17 protein-coding genes and 1 tRNA gene are annotated in these 22179 nt (G+C 43.6%); 3 read left to right on the forward strand and 15 right to left on the reverse strand.

Annotated features, from left to right (window positions below; all coding sequences use genetic code 11):
- Positions 1 to 6 precede the first annotated feature (6 nt).
- The 10 genes from PLE7327_RS07940 to PLE7327_RS07985 all read right to left on the reverse strand — a co-directional run bounded on the left by PLE7327_RS07940 (position 7) and on the right by PLE7327_RS07985 (position 12510).
- Positions 7 to 1122: an ABC transporter permease gene (locus tag PLE7327_RS07940; RefSeq protein WP_015143336.1), complete on the reverse strand. Its 1116-nt coding sequence runs from the start codon at positions 1120 to 1122 to the stop codon at positions 7 to 9.
- Positions 1123 to 1174: 52 nt separating this feature from the next.
- Positions 1175 to 3004 (reverse strand): EAL domain-containing protein, encoded by a 1830-nt coding sequence (locus PLE7327_RS07945; protein ID WP_015143337.1) that lies wholly within the window; start codon positions 3002 to 3004, stop codon positions 1175 to 1177.
- Complete coding sequence (locus PLE7327_RS07950; RefSeq protein WP_015143338.1) at positions 3001 to 5865, reverse strand: hybrid sensor histidine kinase/response regulator; 2865 nt, start codon at positions 5863 to 5865, stop codon at positions 3001 to 3003. Before PLE7327_RS07950 ends, PLE7327_RS07945 begins: the two co-directional genes overlap by 4 nt.
- Before the next feature lie 178 nt (positions 5866 to 6043).
- Complete coding sequence (locus PLE7327_RS07955; RefSeq protein WP_015143339.1) at positions 6044 to 8005, reverse strand: ATP-binding cassette domain-containing protein; 1962 nt, start codon at positions 8003 to 8005, stop codon at positions 6044 to 6046.
- A complete protein-coding gene (locus tag PLE7327_RS07960; RefSeq protein ID WP_015143340.1) occupies positions 7959 to 9056 on the reverse strand; it encodes a zinc ribbon domain-containing protein in 1098 nt (365 codons plus the stop codon). Before PLE7327_RS07960 ends, PLE7327_RS07955 begins: the two co-directional genes overlap by 47 nt.
- Positions 9056 to 9616: an IS607 family transposase gene (locus tag PLE7327_RS07965; RefSeq protein ID WP_015143341.1), complete on the reverse strand. Its 561-nt coding sequence runs from the start codon at positions 9614 to 9616 to the stop codon at positions 9056 to 9058. Before PLE7327_RS07965 ends, PLE7327_RS07960 begins: the two co-directional genes overlap by 1 nt.
- A gap of 117 nt (positions 9617 to 9733) precedes the next feature.
- Positions 9734 to 10534, reverse strand: a complete 801-nt coding sequence (locus PLE7327_RS07970) for a class I SAM-dependent methyltransferase (RefSeq protein WP_015143342.1) — start codon at positions 10532 to 10534, stop codon at positions 9734 to 9736.
- Between the two features lie 245 nt (positions 10535 to 10779).
- Positions 10780 to 10851: transfer RNA gene (locus PLE7327_RS07975), tRNA-Lys, on the reverse strand.
- A gap of 64 nt (positions 10852 to 10915) precedes the next feature.
- Positions 10916 to 11788, reverse strand: a complete 873-nt coding sequence (locus PLE7327_RS07980; RefSeq protein WP_015143343.1) for a galactose mutarotase — start codon at positions 11786 to 11788, stop codon at positions 10916 to 10918.
- 20 nt (positions 11789 to 11808) lie between these two features.
- On the reverse strand, positions 11809 to 12510 hold the full coding sequence (locus PLE7327_RS07985; RefSeq protein ID WP_015143344.1) for a diacylglycerol/polyprenol kinase family protein: 702 nt from the start codon (positions 12508 to 12510) through the stop codon (positions 11809 to 11811).
- Positions 12511 to 12763: 253 nt separating this feature from the next.
- On the opposite strand from PLE7327_RS07985, the gene PLE7327_RS07990 reads away from it, so the two are divergent.
- A complete protein-coding gene (locus tag PLE7327_RS07990; protein ID WP_015143345.1) occupies positions 12764 to 13429 on the forward strand; it encodes a nitroreductase family protein in 666 nt (221 codons plus the stop codon).
- A 54-nt stretch (positions 13430 to 13483) separates the two neighbouring features.
- On the opposite strand, the gene PLE7327_RS07995 is transcribed toward PLE7327_RS07990, so the two are convergent.
- On the reverse strand, positions 13484 to 14620 hold the full coding sequence (locus tag PLE7327_RS07995; RefSeq protein WP_254658119.1) for a DUF6208 family protein: 1137 nt from the start codon (positions 14618 to 14620) through the stop codon (positions 13484 to 13486).
- 29 nt (positions 14621 to 14649) lie between these two features.
- On the reverse strand, positions 14650 to 17535 hold the full coding sequence (locus PLE7327_RS08000) for a cation-transporting P-type ATPase (RefSeq protein ID WP_015143347.1): 2886 nt from the start codon (positions 17533 to 17535) through the stop codon (positions 14650 to 14652).
- Between the two features lie 148 nt (positions 17536 to 17683).
- On the opposite strand from PLE7327_RS08000, the gene PLE7327_RS08005 reads away from it, so the two are divergent.
- Positions 17684 to 18982: a glycosyltransferase gene (locus PLE7327_RS08005; protein WP_041391952.1), complete on the forward strand. Its 1299-nt coding sequence runs from the start codon at positions 17684 to 17686 to the stop codon at positions 18980 to 18982.
- Positions 18983 to 19077: 95 nt separating this feature from the next.
- Here PLE7327_RS08005 and PLE7327_RS08010 read toward each other — a convergent pair whose 3' ends face one another.
- The 3 genes from PLE7327_RS08010 to PLE7327_RS08020 all read right to left on the reverse strand — a co-directional run bounded on the left by PLE7327_RS08010 (position 19078) and on the right by PLE7327_RS08020 (position 21035).
- Positions 19078 to 19404, reverse strand: a complete 327-nt coding sequence (locus PLE7327_RS08010; RefSeq protein ID WP_015143349.1) for an urease subunit beta — start codon at positions 19402 to 19404, stop codon at positions 19078 to 19080.
- Positions 19405 to 19575: 171 nt separating this feature from the next.
- Positions 19576 to 19830 carry a hypothetical protein gene (locus PLE7327_RS08015; protein ID WP_015143350.1) on the reverse strand — a complete coding sequence of 85 codons (255 nt, stop codon included), beginning with the start codon at positions 19828 to 19830 and terminating at the stop codon, positions 19576 to 19578.
- A gap of 71 nt (positions 19831 to 19901) precedes the next feature.
- On the reverse strand, positions 19902 to 21035 hold the full coding sequence (locus PLE7327_RS08020; RefSeq protein WP_015143351.1) for a ferrochelatase: 1134 nt from the start codon (positions 21033 to 21035) through the stop codon (positions 19902 to 19904).
- A 336-nt stretch (positions 21036 to 21371) separates the two neighbouring features.
- Here PLE7327_RS08020 and PLE7327_RS08025 point away from each other — a divergent pair, with 336 nt between their 5' ends.
- On the forward strand, positions 21372 to 22130 hold the full coding sequence (locus PLE7327_RS08025) for a DUF2993 domain-containing protein (protein WP_015143352.1): 759 nt from the start codon (positions 21372 to 21374) through the stop codon (positions 22128 to 22130).
- The last annotated feature ends 49 nt before the right edge of the window (positions 22131 to 22179 follow it).

The raw sequence follows: 22179 nt of genomic DNA on the forward strand, positions 1-22179 counted from the left end.
AAAAGATTAATCAGGTAATTGCATCCGTCTTAGGGTGTATCTAGCTGCATTAAAGATAAACAATCCCAAAATAATTAAAATTATAAAAAATAGCCAAACTCCTGCCCAGCCAGTTCCTCTCACAAAAGTATCTCGGCTGATTTCGAGATAGTATCTAGCCGGAACGATATTAGAAATTAGGGAAAGAGGAAAGGGAATATTACTCAAAGGATAAATAAAGCCAGATAAGAGAAAAGCTGTTAAAAAACCAATTAGAGCGACTGCTTGAATAGCTGAAGTTCGATCGGCCGCTCGGCTGCCAATTAGGAGTCCAAACATAACACTATCAGTTAGATAAATTAGCGTGCTAATTAATAAGAGAATTGGATCGCCTGCAAAACCGATTCGCCAGAGTAACATCCCAGATCCTACAATAAAAATCATTTCTAAAATACCAATGATGAGATAGGCCAATCCTTTTCCTAAAAGCAGTTCTGTTGCACTAAGGTTAGAAGCATAAACTTGTATAATCGTTCCTTGAACCTTTTCGCTTACCATGGCAAGTGCCGCTAATAAGGAAGGATATATCCATAAAATTATGCCCAACAATCCGGGAACGATATAAAGCGATTCTTTTCTTCCAGGATTAAACCAAAGGCGAATACGGGGGATAACTTTATTAGTATTTGGTTGTAATTTAGAACTGCGTAAAAAATATAGAGTTGTTGCTCGGATACTATTTTGAATCACCCTGGCATTATTCACATCGCTGCCATCGACTATTGCTTGAACTTCTACAGGGATTTCGGATTTAATTTTGCGGCTAAAATCTGGCGGAATCACAACAGCAACTTTAGCCAGTCCCCTATCGACAACTTCTTCAGGATCGCTAGAAGATAATTGGCTACCTTTAGCGATGGGAATAAACTGATTGGTAGCAAATAAACGCTCAATGTAAGCTCGACTTAAAGGCGTATTATCAAAATCTTGTATGTGTAAGGGAATATCTTTTGCCTCTAGACGAATAGCATAACCGAAGATAATTAAAGTGATAAAAGGCAGAATAAATGCCAGAGCTACTGTAAGGCGATCGCGTTTAAATTGAGATAATTCTTTGTAGCATTGCGAGAGAATTCTTTTCATAATTAAGTGTAGTGCGAGCTACCCCAAAATGTAAACAAGAAGATTTCATCGATTAATTATATTTAGGCAACAAAGCCTCTGCTAAGTGACAGTTGACGGGTTGGGAAAAGAAATATCCTTGTGCTTCGTCGCATCCCAAATTTCTTAATTGAGCGAGTTGATAAGAGGTTTCTACTCCTTCAGCGATCGCTTTAATGCCTAAAGAATGAGCCAGAGTAATAATGGTCTTGACGATTTCGCAATTGTTGCCTTGAGCGTCGATGGAACTAACAAAGGAGCGATCGATCTTTAAGGCATCGATTGGAAAACGGTGTAAATAACTTAAGCATGAATAACCCGTACCGAAATCATCAATGCTCAACTGAATTTTTTGTGCTTTGATTCCACTAAGAAGCTCGATCGTCTTTTCTCCTCGATCCATCAACATGGTTTCAGTCAGTTCTAGCCGGAGATTTTGTCCATCTAAACCAGTATCGCTGAGAATTTTGGCTAACTTATCCACAAAATCAAATTGTTTAATTTGTCGGCTCGAAAGATTGACACTGATATACATAGATGAAGCTGGGGGAAGTTTTTGTTGCCAAATGCATAACTGTTGGCAAGCTTCTCGTAAAACCCATTCGCCAATCGGAACAATTAAGCCAGTCTCTTCGGCGATTGCGATAAAATCGCCTGGATAAATTAACCCTTTTTCTGGATGTTGCCAGCGTATCAATGCCTCAAAACCCGTAACTTTTCCAGTAGCAAGAGAGACAATCGGTTGATAATATAGTAAAAATTCTTGACGGTCGAGCGCATAGCGCAAGTCAGTTTCGATTTGAGATAGATGTAGCGTCTGAGCGTACATTTCGCGATCGAAAACGGCACAGCGTCCTTTTCCTAGAGCTTTAGCGCGGTACATCGCAATATCTGCATCCCGCAGTAATTCCGTGCCATTTTGATAATTGGTCGCACCAAAAACAATACCAATGCTGGCACCAGCAAACAATTTTCGCTCTTCTAAATGAATAGGAGAGATCAGTTTATCGAGCAGTCGCTCGGCGACAGCGATCGCATCTTGAAAATCTTTGAGATCCTCAAGGAGAATAGCAAATTCATCTCCGCTCAAACGAGCCACAGTATCTGCCTCGCGGGTACATCCTTTAAGGATGCGGGAGACAGCAATTAAAAGTCCATCCCCCACAGCATGTCCCCAACTATCGTTAATAATTTTGAAGCGATCGAGGTCGATAAACAAGAGAGCAAATAAATAATTTTTGTTTCTTTGACTGCGTTGGAGTGCTTTTTGCAAATGCTCCATCAACAAAGTCCGATTGGGTAAACCCGTCAGCGCATCGTGTAAAGACTGTTGCAGCAGTTTTTGTTGGGTTTGTTTGTGCTTGGCAATTTCTTGATGAAGTTTGCCAATAACTTCTTCTAATTGTGCCGTTCTTTGTTGGACTTTTTGCTCCAATTCGGCGTTTAACTGCTCAATTTTGGATTTAGCTGCTCTTAATGCCAATTGGTGCTGAATGCGAACCACAATCTCTTCAATTTGAAAAGGTTTGGTGATATAGTCTACGCCTCCCACTTGAAACGCTTTCACCTTATCAAAAACATCATCCAACGCGCTGAGAAAAATGACGGGAATCTCACGAGTATGGACATCAGCTTTGAGTTTCTCGCAGACTTCGTAGCCATCCATTTCTGGCATTTTAATATCTAGCAAAATGAGATCGGGAGGGGCTTTTTTGGCGGTAATTAATGCCATTGCCCCATTTTTTACGCAGCGAACTTGATAGCCTCGCCCCATCAGAGATGCCGACAAAACCCGTAAATTATCGGGAGTATCGTCAATAACTAAAATATTTCCACCAAAAGAATTTAACTGAGTATTATTCATAAATTGATAGCTTCTTGAGCGAGGTTCATCAGGCGATCGAAATCAAAATTATCGACTTCTTTCTCAATAGCTTTAGCTAAAGCTTGATGTTCTTGAGGGATTTGGGACAATAATTTTGCAATGCGTTGCTCGTCAATCAAAGTAGCAGACTCAACAAGTTTCTTTAACCATTCATCGGGCATAATTGCTAAAGCGGCGGCGGTTAATTTTTCAATAATTACTGTTTCAGAGGTATCCTCAGAATCAAGCTCTTCATAGATATAATTCACGCCGAGATATTGAGCCATTTTTTCAAAAATGACTTCTTCTCGAAAAGGTTTGCGCACAAAGTCATCGCAACCAGCTGAGAGAATCACGGCTTTTTCTTCTTCGAGAGTACTGGCGGTTAAAGCAACAATTACTGTCGCTTGTCCTTGGATATGGGATTTAATTTGTTGAGTTGCCTCATAACCGTTCATCACAGGCATTCGCATATCCATCCAAATGAGATGGGGTTGCCAACTTTGCCAAATCTCTATGGCTTCTTGTCCGTTACTAGCTTCTTTTACTTGAAATCCAGTTGGTTGTAATAATTTTAATAATAGTTGTCGGTTTTCCCAGCGATCGTCTACCACTAAAATACGATATTCTTGTTGATTGGGTTCGAGTCCAATAACTCTTTGAGTTGGTTTTTGTGCGGTAATTTTGCTCGCTTCACTCAATTGCGCTTGGATATTAAATTTAAAAATACTTCCCTGACCAACTTTAGAACTAACCGTAATTGTGCCTCCCATAAGTTCGACGAACTTTTTAGTAATTGGCAAGCCTAAACCCGTTCCTTGTTGGGATTGTTTGCCTGTTTCCGTTTGAACAAATGCTTCAAATAAAGTATCAATCTCTTCGGGGGCAATGCCAGCGCCAGTGTCTTCGATTTCAAAGTAAATAGTTGTTTGTCCTTGATCATTTATCCTTTGTTCTTTGTGGTTTCTTGCCAATGAATCATGACTCATGACTGATGATGCTCTCAGGATTACACTCCCTTCATGGGTAAATTTGATGGCATTGCCTAGTAAATTAATTAAAACTTGACGGAGTTTTTTGTCATCAGTATTAATGTATCGAGGCAAATCGTTACTACGTTCAATAATAAACTGTAACCCTTTAGATTCTGCTCTCAGTGCCAACATTTCTTCGATTAAGTCTAACAAAGCATATAAATCGAAGTCTGTGGGATAGAGAGCCATTTTTCCCGACTCGATTTTAGCTAAATCTAGTACGTCATTAATTAGAGAGAGTAAATGTTCGCCACTGCGATTGATAATGCCAATATTCTCCTGTTGTTGTTTGGTGAGAGAGGTTTCTCGATTCAATAGTTGGGAGAAACCGAGAATAGCATTGAGAGGAGTTCGCAATTCATGGCTCATATTTGCCAAAAAGTCACTTTTAGCTCGGTTTGCTCGTTCTGCTACTTCTTTAGCTTGCTGTAGTTCGGCGGTTCTCTGTTCTACTCTAGTTTCTAACTCTTGATTGCTTTTTTCTAATTCTTGATTTACCCTATCTAGTAGTTGGTTGCTAAGCGCTAAATTAGCAAAGGAAGCTTGTAGTTGTTGCGCCATCTCGTTGAAGGAGTGAGACAATACGCTCAGTTCAATGATGCCTTTGACTTCTACTCGTTGGTTTAAATCTCCTTGGGCAATAGCAACAGAAGCTTTACCCAAACGCAGAATTGGTTGCGTAATCCAACGAGAGGTAATTAATCCTAACAAAACTGCGATTAATAATGCCACAAAACAGAGGGTGATGGTTGTCTGAGTATTGGCATTTATCTGTGCCATGAAGTCTGATTCGGGGATGGTAATGACGACTAACCAATCCAAACCAAATTCATCTTTCCAGGGAGTGACTCGCACAAATTGGCGTTTGCCTTGTAGTTGAAAATCCAGTTTTTGCTTGTCTTTAATGGCTTGAAAGTTACTAAATTTTTGTTGTAAATACTTGGCTGTTGCTTGAATTCGTTCGTCGGAACTGTTGAGTGCGCTGAGTCTTTTTGCTACGCCATTAACTAGGGTAAAAGGTTTTTCGGTACTGGAGGAGGCAATTAATAATCCATTGCGCTCGACAATAAAAGTTTTGGCAGTCGGGCTAATTTTTAGTTGCTGTAAGAAATCGCTAATACTAGCTAAAAGTAAATCGACTCCAATAACACCCACAAGTTGATGTTTTTGAGTGTAAATGGGACTGGTAGCGGTAATAGAAATATATCCTGCTAAATTTTCCCCATCCCAGTTGTATACAGAACCCCATATTGGTTTACCAGCTTTAATGGCATCCTCGTACCAATTTTCTGTCTTCGGGTCGTAGTCATGGTATACTGCCACTATTTCGGTGCGGTTGCCCTGACTATCGGTCGCATAAGTATAGCTTTTCCATTTGGTAGCGGGGGAAAGTTCATCTATGGTAACTCCCTGTCCGGCTAAAAATTTTCCCGCACCCGCATATTCTCCTGTAGTTAGTGCATAAGCCATATAAGACACATCTGGGTGTGTTTGTAGTTGTTTCCAAAAGTAATGTCCTGCTGTCTTAAAGTCTTTTAAGTCCAATAACCCCAGTGCGATCGCGTCGAGATTGATTTGATTGATTTTTTGCGGCGTTTCTAGATAATTATCGAGATGCTTGAATACTAAACTACTGCTTTTATCCATCAAGCGATCGGCGAGATCGTTGACTGCCTCCTGTCCGTTTTTGAAGGAAAGATAGCCCACCAATCCTACTGCACTGACAACTTGCAGCACAAAAGGCAATACTAAGACTAAGCGCAGAGGTATGCCTCGAAATTGCTGAGCTTGCTCTTTTGGAGTCGCGATCGGCTGTGATAATTTCATGAAATGACGGGCATTAAAGCTATGGAGATAAATTACTCTCTAACTATAGGTTTCCCCAAAATTTCTCTTAAATAACGTTTGCTCGCCGACCAAATCTCTTCTTCGCCACATCTGCCAGAGCGAAGGCATCTAGGTTTTGTTAATTCGTATTGACAAATCACTCTCCATGCTCTCCACCTCACCCTTCTTGGGTGCGTTGGACGATGCCAATAAAAGCATCTTCGAGGGAGAAAGGAATCGATCGCAGCGAATGAATTTTAATTCCGGCAGTTTCTAGTAAAGAACGAATTTCAGGAACTTCTTTATCGGGATAATCGAGAACGAGGTGCAGACGATCGCCAAAAATTGATACCCGCCAAGACGATAAATGAGTTTTTAATAGATTAGAAGCCTCCTGAGTGCGGTTGGTGACGAACTCCAGCAACTGACCGGGTTGAGATGCTTTAATCTCGCTAGGCGAACCCTGCACCACGATTTCTCCCGCTACCATCAATCCCATGCGGTTGCATTGTTCCGCCTCCTCTAAATAGTGAGTTGTCACTAAAATTGCCATTCCTTGACGCGCGAACTCGTTAATCGATCGCCATAACTGGCGACGCGCCAGCGGATCGACTCCCGAAGTCGGTTCGTCGAGAAAGAGGATTTCTGGTTCGTGCATTACTGAAGCGCCAAAGGCAACCCGTTGCTTCCATCCTCCCGGCAATTGACCCGTAATCATATTCTCTTTTCCCTCTAGACCGCAAGTTGCCAGTACCCAGTCGATTTTGCTACGGCGCAAGCGGCGGGGAACGCCATAAACCCCGCAGTAGAACTCCAGATTTTCCACGATGCTCAAATCGTCGTAGAGAGTGAATTTCTGACTCATGTAACCGATGCGCTGGCGTACTTGAGTGCTGCGTAAATCCTTTGTTTCTCCTGCTAGAGAGATCGCGCCTGCCGTTGGATCTAACAATCCGCACAGCATCTTAATCGTGGTCGTTTTCCCCGCGCCATTTGCCCCCAGCAATCCGTAAATTTCCCCATAGCGTACTTCTAAAGTCACTTCTTCAACTGCATGGAAGTCACCAAACACCTTTTTGAGAGAACGCGCGCCAATGGCTACATTCAAATGAGAATGTAGATTTTCGCTTTTGCTGCGGGGAAAGGGAATCGATTCGGGATTGTCTCTATACTCTCGCAAGCGGGTTACGAAGACATTTTCTAGAGTTGGAGGGGCAACTTGAATTCGATCCGGCATTATTTGTTGCTGGCGAAATCTTTTTCTGACTTCTGCTTCGCCTGCCGATGCATCTTTAACCAAAACATCCAAGCGATCGCCAAAGGTTTGTACGTCTATGATAGAGGTAGCGCAATCGCGATTGGACGCTAAAACCGCTTCCGCCAATGCCAGTCGATCCGTTCGTACCTCTAATCGCTGCAATCCCAAACTCTCTCGCAACTGCGAAAGCGTTCCGATTTGCTTAATTTCTCCTTGGTGCATTAAAGCAATGCGATGGCAGCGTTCTGCTTCATCGAGGTAAGGCGTAGCGATGACAACCGTCACTCCCTCACTAGAAATGGCAGCGAGAACATCCCAAAATTCTCGGCGGGAGATGGGATCGACTCCTGTAGTCGGTTCGTCCAAAAGTAAAATTTTCGGTTGGGAGATCAAGGCGCAGCAGAGGGCTAATTTTTGCTTCATTCCCCCAGAAAGACGACCCGCCAAGCGATCGCTAAATCTCTCCAAATTCATCAATTTCAGGTATTTAGCGCGGCGCTGGTAAAACAATGGTTCGGGAACTTGGCGCAATCCCGCCGTATAGCGCAAATTTTCATCGATGCTTAGGTCGAGATAGAGAGAGAATTGTTGCGTCAGATATCCTGTAGACAAACGCGCATCGTGAGGTAATTTTCCTAATATTTGGACGTTTCCCGATGTCGCCTCCATCACGCCAGCGAGGATGTGGAAAGTCGTTGTTTTTCCCGCACCATCGGGACCGATGAGACCAAAGATTTCTCCTTGCCGTACCGAAAAATCGATCCCTTTGACAGCGACTAGTTTGCCGTAGCGCTTCAATAAACCTTGGACTTGGATAACTTCATCATTCTCATGGTTATTCAAAACTTTGACATTTTGAACTTTGGAGGTCATGGATACCATAGAATCCCAGCAACCCTAAAAGTTCTAAATTTTTGGAGGCGTTGAAGTCAGCGTGTTCAGCATGACCACAATTAACGCACAAAAACTTATCCCCTTTACGATTTCTCCTGTCCCACCTAAAACATTGGCGACAAAATTGAGAAGTTTTCCAAGGATTTTTGCGTATAACCTCTATCCCCAGTTCTTCGCATTTTCGTTGCAACAATGTCTCAGAGTACTTATAAAGCCAATGGGACAATCGCCTGTTAAACACGCGAGAGAACGTCCCTCGTTGATCGTGTTTAACCTTTTTCAAATCCTCAACTACAACAGTTTTGATTTGAGAAAAGTCTATTTGTTTGAAGGCAGCACCAATCATAGATTTAGCTTCTACTTTAGTGTGCTTCTGACGTTTACCAAACTGCTGAATTCTTTTGTAGAGAGAATTTCCAGTAGTTTGACCGTCACTAAAAACAAGTCCATTTTTGTAGTTAGAATCCATACCAACTACAACACCTTCTGTTTTGGGAAGTGGAATTTCTTTTTCAACCAAGAAATCAATATAAAGTCTACCTCTTTTTATGCCCAGTCTCAAGGTTTTAGACATATTCCAACCATCTTGCAGCTTTTGATTGAGTGGCTTTGTAGATTTAACTGGAACAATCAAACGAGGCGCTCCAGAACCTATAAATTTAACAACCCAATCAAAACTACCTTGCCCTTTTTCGATAGTGACAAAGTGATAGTACAAAGTAACTATTTGATTTTTAAGATTGGGTTTTCTCTTTATAGGTTTTTTGTATTGGGAACGTACTACTTCTTTGGCTTGCTTTGCCAGAGCTTGAGAAAGTCTAGTAGTGATCTCAAACCTTTTGACTGCTTTATGCACAGTAGGCAAATCAGCCAATTTACCTGTAAAGTCTTGTCTTTGCCAAAACAAGTCAACAAAATATTGTGTTATATCTTTACACTTAAATACAAAATCTTTAAGTATTTCTTGTTTACCTACATTAACGTCGCTAAGAAATACTCTATAGGTTCTAGTTATTACTTTCTTGCGCCTGGCAGCCATTATTCTACTTCCTCCAACGCTTTAATAGCTGCTTGTGACTTCTTTCTACCTCTTCTTTGCCCATACAATCTAGCAGCAAAGCTAGTTAATATAGCTATTAAATCTTCCATTAAATCATTTGTTGTATTTTCGGCTAGATTGATAACTTCTATTTTGAATGGGCAAAGAGTCTCGAACCACTTAAAACCAAATCTAGTCAATCTGTCTTTATTTTCAACTAATAAAATGTCAAATTCTCTATCCTTTAGAAGTTTATGTAACTTCTTCCTATCGTCATTCAACCCTGATGCAAACTCTTTTGTTACAGACATTATTTGGTATCCCTTAGCTAACGCATACTTTGTTAGTATCTCAATCTGGGATTCCATAGCAGCTTTGTTTTCTAAAGAAGATTCACGCCCATATATAGCGCACCTAATGTTAGTTGATGGTGCAGTTAGCCCAAGCTTTTTGTTTACCCACCAACCAGGAATGAATACTCTACCAGGTTTATCTTTTATTGAAGGTGCTTCACCTGCATACACCCAACGTCGGATTGTCCAGGGATTTACACCTAACATTTTCGCCGCTACTGTGAGTTTGTATCTTTGTTCCAGATATCACATTATGGCAAAGAAAGTCAAATTTGTGGAGATTTAATTAATATGCATAGATAATTACAATCGCAATTTGCCTAGTTATTCTTTCTGAAGTCTTTCCGATACTTGGGCTATATAAACAATTGTCTTGTATGCCAAAGATACTTTGCCATTTTCATCGCCACAGCGATCGCATAATTCCCCTAAACCGGAGACCAATCGCTGTTGTACCGACTCAGAAAGGGGGACAAACGATTGACTTCTTGCTAAACCAATCAGTCCATATAGATCTAATTCCTGTTTGTAGGCAAACTCATAACTGCGGATATTAGCAAAATTGTACGAACGTAAAAGGCGAAAGAGTTGCCAGTCGTACCAAGATTGAATTAACTTGGAAGGCAGCAGAATTACTTTTTTGACAAGGCGATCTAGTGGATTTGGGAATGATAGCCTAAAAATCAGGCGAGTGCAATCTATGGTAAATTTGTCCGATGCATCGTCTTGGTTCCAAACTAAAGCTAAGCGTCCGCTAGGTTTAAGAATGCGGCGAAACTCTGCCACAGTCGGTTTGCGATCGAACCAGTGAAACGATTGAAAGCAAGTCACCAAGTCAATTGATGCTTCCGCTATGCCAGTCTTTTCTGCCGTGCTATCGAAGAACTCAACCAATGGATGAGACGCTGCTGCTTCTCTCATATCGGCATTTGGTTCGATCGCCAGTACGCGCACTCCACGTTCGGCAAGCAGGCGTGAGGAAATTCCCGTCCCCGCACCAATATCGGCAGCTACAAGAGGATTATTCAGTCCTTCTAGAATGCGATCGATGGCTGCTGTAGGATAGCTGGGTCGGTATTTAGCATAATCTGTTGCGCGATCGGAAAATCGTTCCAAAGAGTTCATTGGTTTAACTGACCAGTTATACGACTTCGCGAACTACTAGAAAAATTTTAAGATCGAGAATGAGTAATATCAGATCTGTTCGATCGAGTTATAGATTGTAGCGTGGGAAATCCTTTGCCATGGCTGGGGGCAACGCTGGGCTTCGGATTGCTAGGGCACTTCGCGTCTTGCTTGCGTACTGGTAATGTGAATCGCGAGCAAGAGCCTCACACTCTAACTACGAATTGTTTTCTTGTGGCTTGAAATGGGTCGCCTGGGATTCGAACCCAAGACCAATCGGTTAAAAGCCGAGTGCTCTACCGCTGAGCTAGCGACCCTCGTTAATTTTCACGCACGATTGCCTATTTTAGCACATACTCATGCCTAGCACAAGTAACAAGATTAGAAATAACTTACCGCTATCTCAACATCTGCTTGGTAGGTACTTCCTGGTTCTAGGTAATTGAGTTGTTCGCCCGTATTCAGGGCATTGCGAGGAGCACTCCAAGGTTCGAGACAAACGTAATTTTTCCCCTTGACAGTCCAAAATACCAAGGTCGAATAGAGAGCGGAGTAATTAATCGCGATTTTTAGACGGCGTTGATTGTCGGTTAGGGAAGTAGAATGATGAGTTAATGACTTAAAGGCAACATCAATTTCGTCCTGGTTGAAGTCGAAAGTTCCCGAAAACGGGTAAATTTCTTGACTTTGTTGGTCTTGGTATTGGGAAGCAGGAATATCAAATGTCAGTTGAGTTTTATCGCCTGCATAGAAATAGGGATGCAACCCGGTAGAAAAGGGCATTACTTCATCCGATCTATTCGTAAAATACTGCTCGATTCTCAGACGATTTTCTTGAAGTTGGTAGGTAAATGCGAGTTGAAAATCAAAGGGATAAACGGCGCGAGTTTGCTCGTTACTTTTTAAAAGTAGAGTCAGACTGGCACTGTTATTGTCGGTTGACTGTTCGGCAACTTCCCAGGGAAGATCGCGAGCAAAGCCATGTTGTTTGAGCGTATATTGCTTTCCCTTGTAAGTATAAATGTTGTCGGGTAGATTGCCGCAGATGGGAAACAAAATCGGAATGCCACCCCGTATGCTTAACTGAGGGTTGGCGAAGCGTTGTGCATCTAGATAAAGAATATTCTGACCTTGAATTTGCCAGCGAGTTACTATGCCGCCGCGTTCGGGAACAATTTCTAAACGAGAGAGAGTTTTTTGGTCGGAGAGAATGTAAGTGCGGTATTGTTCTTGTTTAAAGGCGATCGCAAACACCGAATTTTTTCCTAACAACGCTACGATAAAAACTGACTTAGAGCAAAGGCTAAAGCTGCACTTCCAATGGGAACTGTGAAATTATCGACCCCCAGCTTGGAAAAAGACTCTAGACCAGTAGCCACAACTGCTACCGCTAAGGATGTTAACCAAGTTTGCCAGATATTGCCGTCAACGGCAAGAAGAATCAAACTGGTGACAAGAAAGCTTGCCCCTGTCATGGTCAGCGAACCTTCCCAACTTTTAGTCATTCCGAAGACTCGGTAAGTATGTTTGCCAAAATTCTGACCGATAATACCTGCCAACCCATCGCCCCATGCCATGACCAAAATTCCTATGGCTGCGTATTGGGGTTGGTTGAGCGTCCAAAACCAGCCGATTAATATGCCAATACTAATAGCATAGAAGAAGGTTCCCAAACTTTTTCGTCCGACGCTGTTGATACTGGGAAGAATGGGAACTACGTAGGAAAGCAAAGCAATGCAACACGCGATCGCCGAAGCTCCTATTCCTATCCAAGCAGGAATATTCAGCCACCAGGCAAATAAAATAACGTGACCTGCACCGATGTGAACGACTTTTCGAGTCAGTTCTCCATTGGTGTTGGTTAAACGATTTAACCCTTCAGCCAAAACAAGGATAAATCCCAGGTAGAGGATGACCAGACTCAGGGGAAACCAGAGAGACGAAAGCGATTCAACCCAAAAAAGAGGCTCGGACAAAGATCTAAATTTCTATCGCTATTGAGGACAAATTTGCTTGAGTAACAACTTATTAGATTACTACTTTTTATCAGTTGCTAGAAAACAAAGCCCTTTGAACGATATAAAAGCTGTACTCCTATCACTACTGTTTGGAAGAGGGCAATAAATTGTCAACGCTGAGGCAGGAAGCTTGAAAGTCTAGTAAGATCGTCAAGGAATAAAAAATTAAAACTTCTACTGCCCATTTAGAAAGTTAGAGATCGGAAAAATAATGACTACCGAACTACAACCGACGATGAGCCTCAAAAAGGCTATCCAAGAACGTCGCGCGGCTCGTTCTTTTCGTCCCGATCCCATTCCTGAAGAGATTTTAAGGGAAATTTTTCGTCTGGGTTTGAGAGCCCCTTCTGGTTACAACCTCCAGCCTTGGCGTTTTATTGTTTTAAGGGAGCAGGCGAACAAGGAAAAACTGAGAGCTTGTGCCTTCGATCAGCGTCAGATAACGGAAGCACCAATCGTATTGATTTGTTGTGGCGATCGCCGCGTCAATCGATCAGAATATATTGAAGCGATCGTGCAATTAGGCAATGAAGTGGGTGCTATGACCGACACTTTTGCTGAGTATATGCGCTCTGCCATTCCGCAGTTATTTGAAAATAAACCTTCTTTTGAATCTCTAGAAGCTTGGACAAATCGCCATACTATGCTCGCAGTCGCTCACTTAATGATTGCAGCCAAAGGATTTGGGGTTGATAGTTGTCCGATGGAAGGATTTGTTACCGCACAGGTTAAAGAAGCATTTAAGATTCCTGATGAGGTAGATGTATGCTGTTTGTTACCGATGGGATATGCAGCTGAACCTGAAAAAAAATACGGCGGACGATTTCCTATCGACCAAGTTTTTTACAGCGAAAGTTTTGGTAGCGTATTTCAATAAAGTTATTGAGAGTAAGAGACTTATTTTTCTGATTTTTTCTTTTTTCTCAACCATCTAGTAAGGTAGGAAAATTTGTAAGCGTTGAACTAAACTATCTTCATCTTTTAACTGGGATTCGATAGGTAATTTAATCGCCGAGTTACCTTCTAAATTTGGTTTGGAACGAAGGCGAATTAAATAAAAACCATGATTTTCAATCGGCTGAGTTAGAAACTTCTCGCTTTCTATTTTGCTCCAAAACAAAGGAAGGCTCGAACGATCGTACAAGGTCAAGTAAATATTGTAATTCTTAACGAGCGAAGAGTTGCTCTCAATTTGTAGCGATTGTCCTCGCATTAAATAGCCGTAAACAAACTGAGTATCGGGTGCACCTACGGGTAAATATTCATTTCTCACAAAAGATTCTGGTAGGTATTTTCGCAGTCTCAGAATGGTAAAAATATAGTAATGAAGCGCTAAATAAAACCAATTTTTGTGTTTAATTAAATCGTAGTAAAAATTATTAGTATCTGAAGGAACTGGACAAGAACTGACGAATTCTACTCCATCGATGGTAACGGCAGGTAAATTAACGCGATCGCGCCACTGATAATATCTTAACCCTATGCTGTATTTTCCCGGTTTTAATTTTAAAGTTTCCCATTTATCTTGAGAGTTCAAGCGATCGGACTCTAGACTTGTTATAGTCTGATAACTGGGGAAACTGTAGATAACAGCGATCCAAGAACCAGCAGAATTCTTTGCCGATTCTGTATCGAGCGCAATTGATTCTTTAACCGAAAAAGGGCCAAGCGTTCCAATAATAGCATGGGTATTCCAACGAGGTCCTTTAGTCATCAATACGGGCAAGCTTAGAGAAGATTTTAAATTTTCTGCCGATAAAACTCGCCATTGAAAAGTTTTTTTCTTGTCAACAGTAAGATAGAACGTATAGAGGTTGCCAACAATAAATTTCATGGCTTTGTAAAAGAAGAGAGAAAGAATAGCCAAGGGAATTTCCCCTATGAGCGAGAATCGATTATTGGTTATTATTTTGCGATCGCTTTTCATATTGATTCTCTGGGCTAATTTTAAATTTCTTTCTTCTTCGCGCTCGCCTAAGATTAACTTGAGCTGAGTATAGCAGTAAAAACGATTGTTAAGAAAAAAGTTTTCTTCTCGCGATCGCAACAATACTTTTATGGTTATCAACTGAGTTTGCAGACACGCCTTAGTTTCTATTAGCTACCTCGAACTTTCGCTCCTACTAACTTACGGATTTCTTCAGCCACCAGCAGCGCTGGCGGAAAAATCAGTAACATGAGCCACTGCCAGAGGTCTAGAGGCGCAGTATTAAAAATTGCCCTCAGAGGAGAAAAATAAATGATGGCAAACATTAAACTCCATTCAACAACAATGCCCAGCCAGAGCAAACGATTGTTAAACCAGTCCAGCTTGAATGCAGAGGTCACTTCGGAGCGACAGGCGAAAAGATTGCCCACCTGACAGGCAACAATGACAGCAAGGGTAACGGTTGTGGATTGTCTGTAAACAGCAGTAAGATCGGGAGCGGCAGTACGAGCCAAAATGGCAGGCGTGACTTGCTGGAGATCGGCAAGAGAATAGCCGTGACTCCACCAAACGATAAAGAATCCCAACATAGCAGCAGCTCCTTCGATAATGCCTAAAAAACCATAAGCCCGTGCCAAGAGCGGGAAGTTTAGAAGTGGTTTTTGTTTGGGTCGGGGCGGTTGTTGCATGATACCGACTTCCGGCGGGTCTGCACCCAAGGCAAGAGCTGGTACCATGTCAGTGCCTAAGTCTACGGCTAGGATCTGTAAAATCGTCAGAGCAGGCGGAATCTTCACGGCTACCATTGCCAAAAATGGAACGATCTCCGGCACGTTGGAAGCGAGGATATAGGTCATGAATTTGCGGATGTTCTGATAAACCGTCCGTCCCTGTTCGATCGCGCTGACGATGGTGGCAAAATTATCGTCTAGCAAGACAATATCGGCAGCTTCCCGCGCCACATCCGTACCGCTCATGCCCATCGCGATGCCAATATAACCTGCCCGCAGCGCTGGCGCGTCATTTACGCCATCTCCGGTCACTGCCACGATATGACCCGAATCCTTATAAGCCTGGACAAGGCGCAACTTGTGTTCTGGACTCATGCGGGCAAAAACCAGATCCCAGGGGCGATGTAAGATCTGACGCAGTTGGGCATCGGAGAGGTGTCCCATGTCTTCTCCTGTCAGGACTCTGGCTTTTTTTCTGACTAAGCCAATACGACGGGCGATCGCTTCTGCGGTTAAGCTATAATCTCCCGTGACCATGGTGACGGCGATGCCTGCTTGGTGACAAAGCGCGATCGCATTTGCCACTTCCGGGCGTGGCGGATCGAACATCGCCGCCAGTCCGATAAAGATCAGATCTTGCTCTAGTTGCTGGGATCTTTGCTCTAGCAATTCCTTTCCACCCTTACGCGCCGCCAAGCCCAGAACGCGAAACCCTTGACAGGCCAGGTCGTCGTTAGCAGATGTTACCTCGTCTCGATCTGCCTGAGTCAGTTCTTTAAGTTGTCCGTCGCGCAGAATAAAATGACAGTGCCGCAACACTTCTAAAGGAGCGCCTTTGGTAAAACTGAGGTAGGGAAACTCGTTAGCCCAGATTGCCGATAAATGCCAGTCCAACACCACCGTCATCATCCGCCGCCGCGAATCAAAAGGGACTTCCCGCAGTCGGGGCGACTGGCGCTGCAACTCTTCTGGTCGCAAACCCGCTTTGAGAGCCGCTACTAGCAATGCCGCCTCAGTTGGATCGCCGATTTCCTGCCAGCGACTCGGATGCGTCAGATGGATCAGGCGAGCGTTAGAACAAAGGGCAGATCCCGCTAGAAGCAGATGGACTTGCCAAGAGGCTTCTGCGTTCTCAGGAATGCGGACTTCTCCAGTCGTGGGGTCATAGCCAACTCCAGTTACGTCGATATAAGGAGTCGAACTTTCTGGTTTAGCGTAGGAGGGAACCCATAAAGCCCGAACAGTCATCTCATTTTTGGTCAGCGTCCCTGTTTTGTCGGTGCAGATAACATTAGTAGCGCTGAGGGTTTCAACGGCAGACAAGCGACGGACTAAGGCATTGCGCTGCGCCATGCGCTGAACGCCCATCGCCAAAGCAAGGGTGACAGTCGGCAAGAGTCCCTCTGGCACGTTGGCGACAATGATCCCAATGGCAAAGATAAAACTTTCCTCGACTTCCATGCCGATCAGCAGATAGCTGAGGAGGAAAACAGTAACTCCCATACTAACTGCGATCGCGGTCACAACCCTTACAATTCGCGCTACTTGAATCTCTAGCGTGCTGGGTTCTCGCTTCACCATTGCGGTCAGATGCGCTACGTGCCCGAATTCCGTGCGAGTTCCCGTCGCATAGACTACAGCCGTTCCCCGACCTGCGGCAACGGTAGATCCGGCAAACACTAAATTAGGAACTTCGGCGGGTTGGATTTTTTCCTGAAGCTGGGTTTCGCCGGGATGGAGCAAGGTTTTGCCATCGCGAACGGGAACGACGCGCCTGGGTTGCACGGGTCTGGCATGGCGGGCAACGGGGAGGGATTCTCCCGTCAGGACGGAAACATCGACATAAAAACCCTCAGCTTGAACGAGGCGAGCATCGGCAGAAATGCGATCGCCTTCTTCTAACTGGACTACGTCTCCTACTACCAGTTCTCGCGCCGGAATGACTTTGAGAATGCCATCCCGATACACTTTCACCTGCACGGGCAACACTTTTTTCAGGGCTGCTAGCGCCCGTTCTGCTTGGTATTCTTGCCAAAAGCTAAAGATGGCGTTAATCCAAATGACTGCCCAAATCGCCCAACCCAGTTCGGGAGTGCGAGAAATAAAAGCGAGGATGCCTGCTACCCACAGTAGCAATGCCATGAAGTGAGTTAACTGGTCGGCAAAACGCAGCCAGAGAGGGCGATGGGGCGGTTCTGGCAGTTCGTTGAATCCCTGTTGTCGCAGTCTTCCGCCAGCCTCGCCCTCGGATAGTCCTTGCGGCGACGTGTTTAGGGTTTCATAAACTTCATCGACGGGAAGCGACCAGATGGGCTGATGGGGCATCGTATCATCTCCGTTGCATTACCTACAACTAGGACACAGAAAAAGAGAAAAGGCTGGAAAGTTTTGTCTTCAATACTAATAGCTTTATGTTTTCTCTTCCACAACGCGATCGCGGATACTAATGAGGATAGCTACAGTAAAAAATTTTATGACTCATTTTGGCATTCTTTGCCCCGCCGCGATCGGTCATCTCAATCCAATGTGTGCTTTAGGTCGAGAATTACAGCGGCGCGGTCATCGCGTTACCCTTTTCGGAATTCCCGACGTTCAACCCAAGGTAATGAAAGCAGGATTAGAATTTTGGATAATTGGTGAAGCTGAATTCCCGACTGGAACTTTAGAGCAAAACTATAAACAGTTGGGGGAAATGAGCGGACTAGCAGGACTGAAATTTACGGTGGGTTGGTTTAAGCAAGAAATGGCTATGCTTTTTGGCGAAGCACCCTCAGCAATAAAAGCATTAGGTATAGAAGCCTTATTAATAGACCAGGTTACTCTCGCAGGTGGAACGATCGCTGACTTCCTCAATCTTCCTTTTATTACTATATGTAACGCTCTGTTAGTCAATCGCGAGGCTGGAGTTCCTCCCTACTTTACCCATTGGCAGTATCGCGATTCGTGGTGGGCGAATTGGCGCAATCACGTGGGAAATTTTATGATTAATCGTCTCACGAAACCTCTGCGCGATCGCGCGATCGCGCAGCGCCGTCAATGGGAGTTACCCCCCTACGCTAGCCAGGGAGATTTCTACTCCCAACTGGCTCAAATATGCCAACTACCAGCAGAGTATGACTTCCCGCGAGTGAATTTAGCTCCGTGCTTTCATTACACTGGTCCATTGCAGGAGCCATCTGGCTTAGAACCTGTCTCTTTTCCGTCTATTTCTTTCCCTTTTGAAAAGTTGACAGGGAAACCTCTGATTTATGCTTCTCTAGGAACTTTACAAAATCGCAATTGGGAAATATTCCAGAGCATTGCCGAAGCTTGTATCGGGTTGGATGCCCAGCTAGTCATCTCTTTAGGAAACCCGAACAGCCAAGAATCGGGGACTAGCCTACCCGGTTCGCCTATCGTAGTTCCCTATGCCCCCCACCAGCAATTAATTGAAAGAGCTAGCTTGGTCATTACCCATGCAGGGATGAATACTACCATAGGCGCATTGAGCAGTGGAGTACCGTTGGTAGCCATACCCATTACTAACGAACAGCCTGGAATTGCTGCTCGCATTGCTTGGACTGGAACGGGCGAAGTCGTTCCCCTCAAAAAATTGAGTGCCCAAAGCCTACAAAAGGCTATTAAAAGAGTTTTAACGCAAGAGTCCTACAAAAAAAATGCCTTCAGACTGCAAGAGGCAATTAAGCGAGCAGGAGGGTTGAATCGAGCGGCTGATATTATCGAGCAGGCTGTCTCTACCCGAAAGCCAGTCCTTGCTCAAATACACCAGTAGAGAGTAAGAAATCGTCGAGCGAGTAAATCTTAAGAGGCTCTCTTAATTTCTTTGCGTCTTTGCGTGAGACTATCATCCCACGATCGTACAACGCCTTATTTTTTCTTCTTTTTCTTATCTAATCTGCCATTTACTAATCCATTGGATCCATAGACTTCGCGACTTCCGGCAAGGCTGACTAATTCGACTTCTTTTTCATCTCCCGGTTCAAAACGGATTGCCGTCCCTGCGGGAATATTTAAACGCATTCCTTTAGTTCTTTCTCGGTCAAATTGCAAAGCTTCGTTCACTTCATAAAAGTGAAAATGAGAACCCACTTGAATCGGGCGATCGCCTGTATTCGCTACTTGGATTCTCACGGTTTCGCGTCCTGCATTTAACTCAATTTCACCTTCAGCCGCAATTATTTCGCCTGGAATCATAATTGTTCAATTTTGGATTTTCGAGGATACGTCAACTTTCATTAATTGTTTTATCTTTAAATAATACAATTTCTGGTTACTATCGATGCGTTTCTACAGTGAGTTTAAAAGAATCATAAACATTGTAGTGCGATCGTCCCGCTCGCGCGAGCAAGATGCTCGCACTACTCACTACTTTTTACACATCAAATAGACTTGCTCTATAAACTCAAACAAAGTTTCATCGTCTATTTGGTTAAAATCAGTCGTATCTATTTCCAAAACGCGATCGCTGGCTTCTAATGCTTCATAACCGCTTTGACGTAAAGTAGTTTCAAATTTCTGTTGCGATCGCGTTACATCATATCCCAATTGTTCGCATAAAAAAGCCATTTGTTCTGCATCTCGATCGCAAGCCGAACGAATGATAATTTCATTTTTAGTCATTTTAATTGCCGCAAGATTGAATCAATCATTCTATCTCGCGACTGGTAAAGAATAAGCGATCGCTCTCTATTTTAGTGATGGTGATGATGGCTATGAGTTTGTGCTTGCACCACTGCCAAAGTAGGATTTACTGTCAAAGTTTCCTCTGACAAAAGGGCAGCAATATGAGGATCTGCCCAGTTTGCCATCATCTGACAAAACTCTGAATTATCGTTGACGCATGGCATCTGCACGTAAATCACGCCAGAATATTTACGACGAACATGCTCGATGATATGTCCTACATCTAAGAGAGTTTCGTGATTTTCTGTAGCAAAGCCAATCGGCATAAAAATAATAGCTTTTGCCCCCAACTCAATTAGGTTTTTCGCCGCTAATTCTGCATTTGGTTGCGTCCATTTAATCAAAGGCGTTTGATGATTTAGCCAACCTACAGAAATTAACGGATAGCGATGGATCAGTTTCTCTCGAACTAACTCATAGAGTACCTGACTCTCATCAATCCCCGAAGTAAAACCCTTCGCTTCGTGAGGACAGCCGTGATTCATCAAAACGATGCCTATCTGGGAAGGTAGATGAGAACTGGCTAAGTCTTGGGCAATTTTTTCTTCTACCAAACGCGCCATTAAATCGATGTAGGCAGGTTGATTGTAAAACGATGGGATGTAGCGCAATCCTTTTACCCAGTGTTGGCTACCATTAGCCATTTGAGCGAGTGCTTTATTTACCTGCTCGATGGCAATGCCGCTCGTGAAGATAGAATCGACCACTAGTAAGGGATAAATTAAGATTTTATCAAATCCCTGCGTTTTAATTTCTTCTAAAACCTGTGCGGGAAGAAAGGGTTTGCAGAAGTTAAATGCTTTAAAAACTCTCACGCGATCGCCCCATTTCGCTTGTAAGTTTTGTTCGATCGCCGATCGCTGACGTTCAAAAATCTCGTTGTGAGGAGAAATAAAGCGATTATGCCGGTGTTTCCACTCGTGAAGGTCAAAAATTGCTAAAAGTTTCGCTAAAGAGGGATAAACCCATATCGGTACGGGAGCGAATTTAGCCGTTAGCAGGTTCAACGCCTGTTCGTTGTAGTTGGCGAAATCGTCGTAACTCTCGACCTCTCCATAGCCCATGAGCAAGACGGCAACCTTGTCTGCTGGCGAAGTTGTTGCTCTTGCTTGTTGTTGTCGTTTTTCTGGAGTAGCAACCACTGTGTCTGCCTCAATGTTTAAAGTCGATCCAAGAAAAGAAATTTCTCTAATTTAATGGGTTAATTTTCTTCTGCTCTTATATTAATACTTTAAGATACTATCCCCTGGGATTGGATAAGGTTAAGAGAATAATAAATTCTGGCGTTAGATACCAAAAAGCGATAGGTACTATATCAATTACTTATTCTCTCTTGACTATATGTAGATGCAAAGGCTCTCTGGTATAGAGCGATGGCTTTTTGCAAGATCGTATGCCAAATGATTTCGGCTCAACGCGCGTGCGATGCTTAACATTTCTTAATGCTAAAATCAATTAGCGTACAAAACAGTAAGGAAATGACAGCAGTCGTGTTTGGGAGCCTACCATTTCCAGGACAAAGCGGAGATCGCGTCGTTAGCAAGGCAGTTAGTGCTGCCATTGCAGCCTTGTTCAAACGAACAGGCAAAATTGAAGCGAACTTGCGAGCCGAACCCCTTGCCAAGTTATTGCAAGGCAGTGTCGATGGCTTCGACTTTATTGGCAACGGCATGTTGATGTATAACGGCTTGCGGATTGAAGCGATGGAGCTGTACGTACAAGCTGTGTCGCTCGACTTTAGCGCTATCTTTAGCGGTCAAGTAAAACTCCGACAGCCCACCCAAGCGAGCATGCGCGTCGTCCTTACCGAAGAAGACTTGACGACTTCCTTTAACACGCCATTTGTGGTAGAAAAGCTGCAACAATTGCAGTATCAGGGACAGCCCCTTTATTTTCAAAATACCCAGATGATTCTCAACGAGGATAAATCGCTGCGGATTAAAACTCAGATTCGGGTTGGGGAGTCGAGCGATCCTATAGAAATCGATGTAACATCACATTTGCAGGTCGAGGAGCGACGCAAGCTACAATTTGTCAATGTTACCCATCAAGAAGATGAAGCCGCGATCGCATTAGGGCAAGCTTTAATCGACCACGTTAACAATCTTCTCGACCTCGATAAATTTGCCCTAGACGGCACTCAACTGCGAGTCGATCGCGTGCGCGTTCAAAACAAACAAATAATCTTCTACGGGATCGCTCAAATCGATCGTTTTCCCCAACCTAAGACGAGATAAGGAGGCGGGGAGAGTTAAGAGTGTGGGAAGTGTGGGGAGTGTGGGGATA

The organism is Pleurocapsa sp. PCC 7327 (assembly GCF_000317025.1).
GTDB lineage: Bacteria > Cyanobacteriota > Cyanobacteriia > Cyanobacteriales > Microcystaceae > Hydrococcus.

Bases quoted from the DNA above. Each gene is read 5' to 3' on its own strand.
- PLE7327_RS07940 (WP_015143336.1), bottom strand. From the start codon at position 1,122: ATGAAAAGAATTCTCTCGCAATGCTACAAAGAATTATCTCAATTTAAA.
- PLE7327_RS07945 (WP_015143337.1), bottom strand. From the start codon at position 3,004: ATGAATAATACTCAGTTAAATTCTTTTGGTGGAAATATTTTAGTTATT.
- PLE7327_RS07950 (WP_015143338.1), bottom strand. From the start codon at position 5,865: ATGAAATTATCACAGCCGATCGCGACTCCAAAAGAGCAAGCTCAGCAA.
- PLE7327_RS07955 (WP_015143339.1), bottom strand. From the start codon at position 8,005: ATGGTATCCATGACCTCCAAAGTTCAAAATGTCAAAGTTTTGAATAAC.
- PLE7327_RS07960 (WP_015143340.1), bottom strand. From the start codon at position 9,056: ATGGCTGCCAGGCGCAAGAAAGTAATAACTAGAACCTATAGAGTATTT.
- PLE7327_RS07965 (WP_015143341.1), bottom strand. From the start codon at position 9,616: ATGTTAGGTGTAAATCCCTGGACAATCCGACGTTGGGTGTATGCAGGT.
- PLE7327_RS07970 (WP_015143342.1), bottom strand. From the start codon at position 10,534: ATGAACTCTTTGGAACGATTTTCCGATCGCGCAACAGATTATGCTAAA.
- PLE7327_RS07990 (WP_015143345.1), top strand. From the start codon at position 12,764: ATGACTACCGAACTACAACCGACGATGAGCCTCAAAAAGGCTATCCAA.
- PLE7327_RS08000 (WP_015143347.1), bottom strand. From the start codon at position 17,535: ATGCCCCATCAGCCCATCTGGTCGCTTCCCGTCGATGAAGTTTATGAA.
- PLE7327_RS08005 (WP_041391952.1), top strand. From the start codon at position 17,684: ATGACTCATTTTGGCATTCTTTGCCCCGCCGCGATCGGTCATCTCAAT.
- PLE7327_RS08010 (WP_015143349.1), bottom strand. From the start codon at position 19,404: ATGATTCCAGGCGAAATAATTGCGGCTGAAGGTGAAATTGAGTTAAAT.
- PLE7327_RS08015 (WP_015143350.1), bottom strand. From the start codon at position 19,830: ATGACTAAAAATGAAATTATCATTCGTTCGGCTTGCGATCGAGATGCA.
- PLE7327_RS08025 (WP_015143352.1), top strand. From the start codon at position 21,372: ATGACAGCAGTCGTGTTTGGGAGCCTACCATTTCCAGGACAAAGCGGA.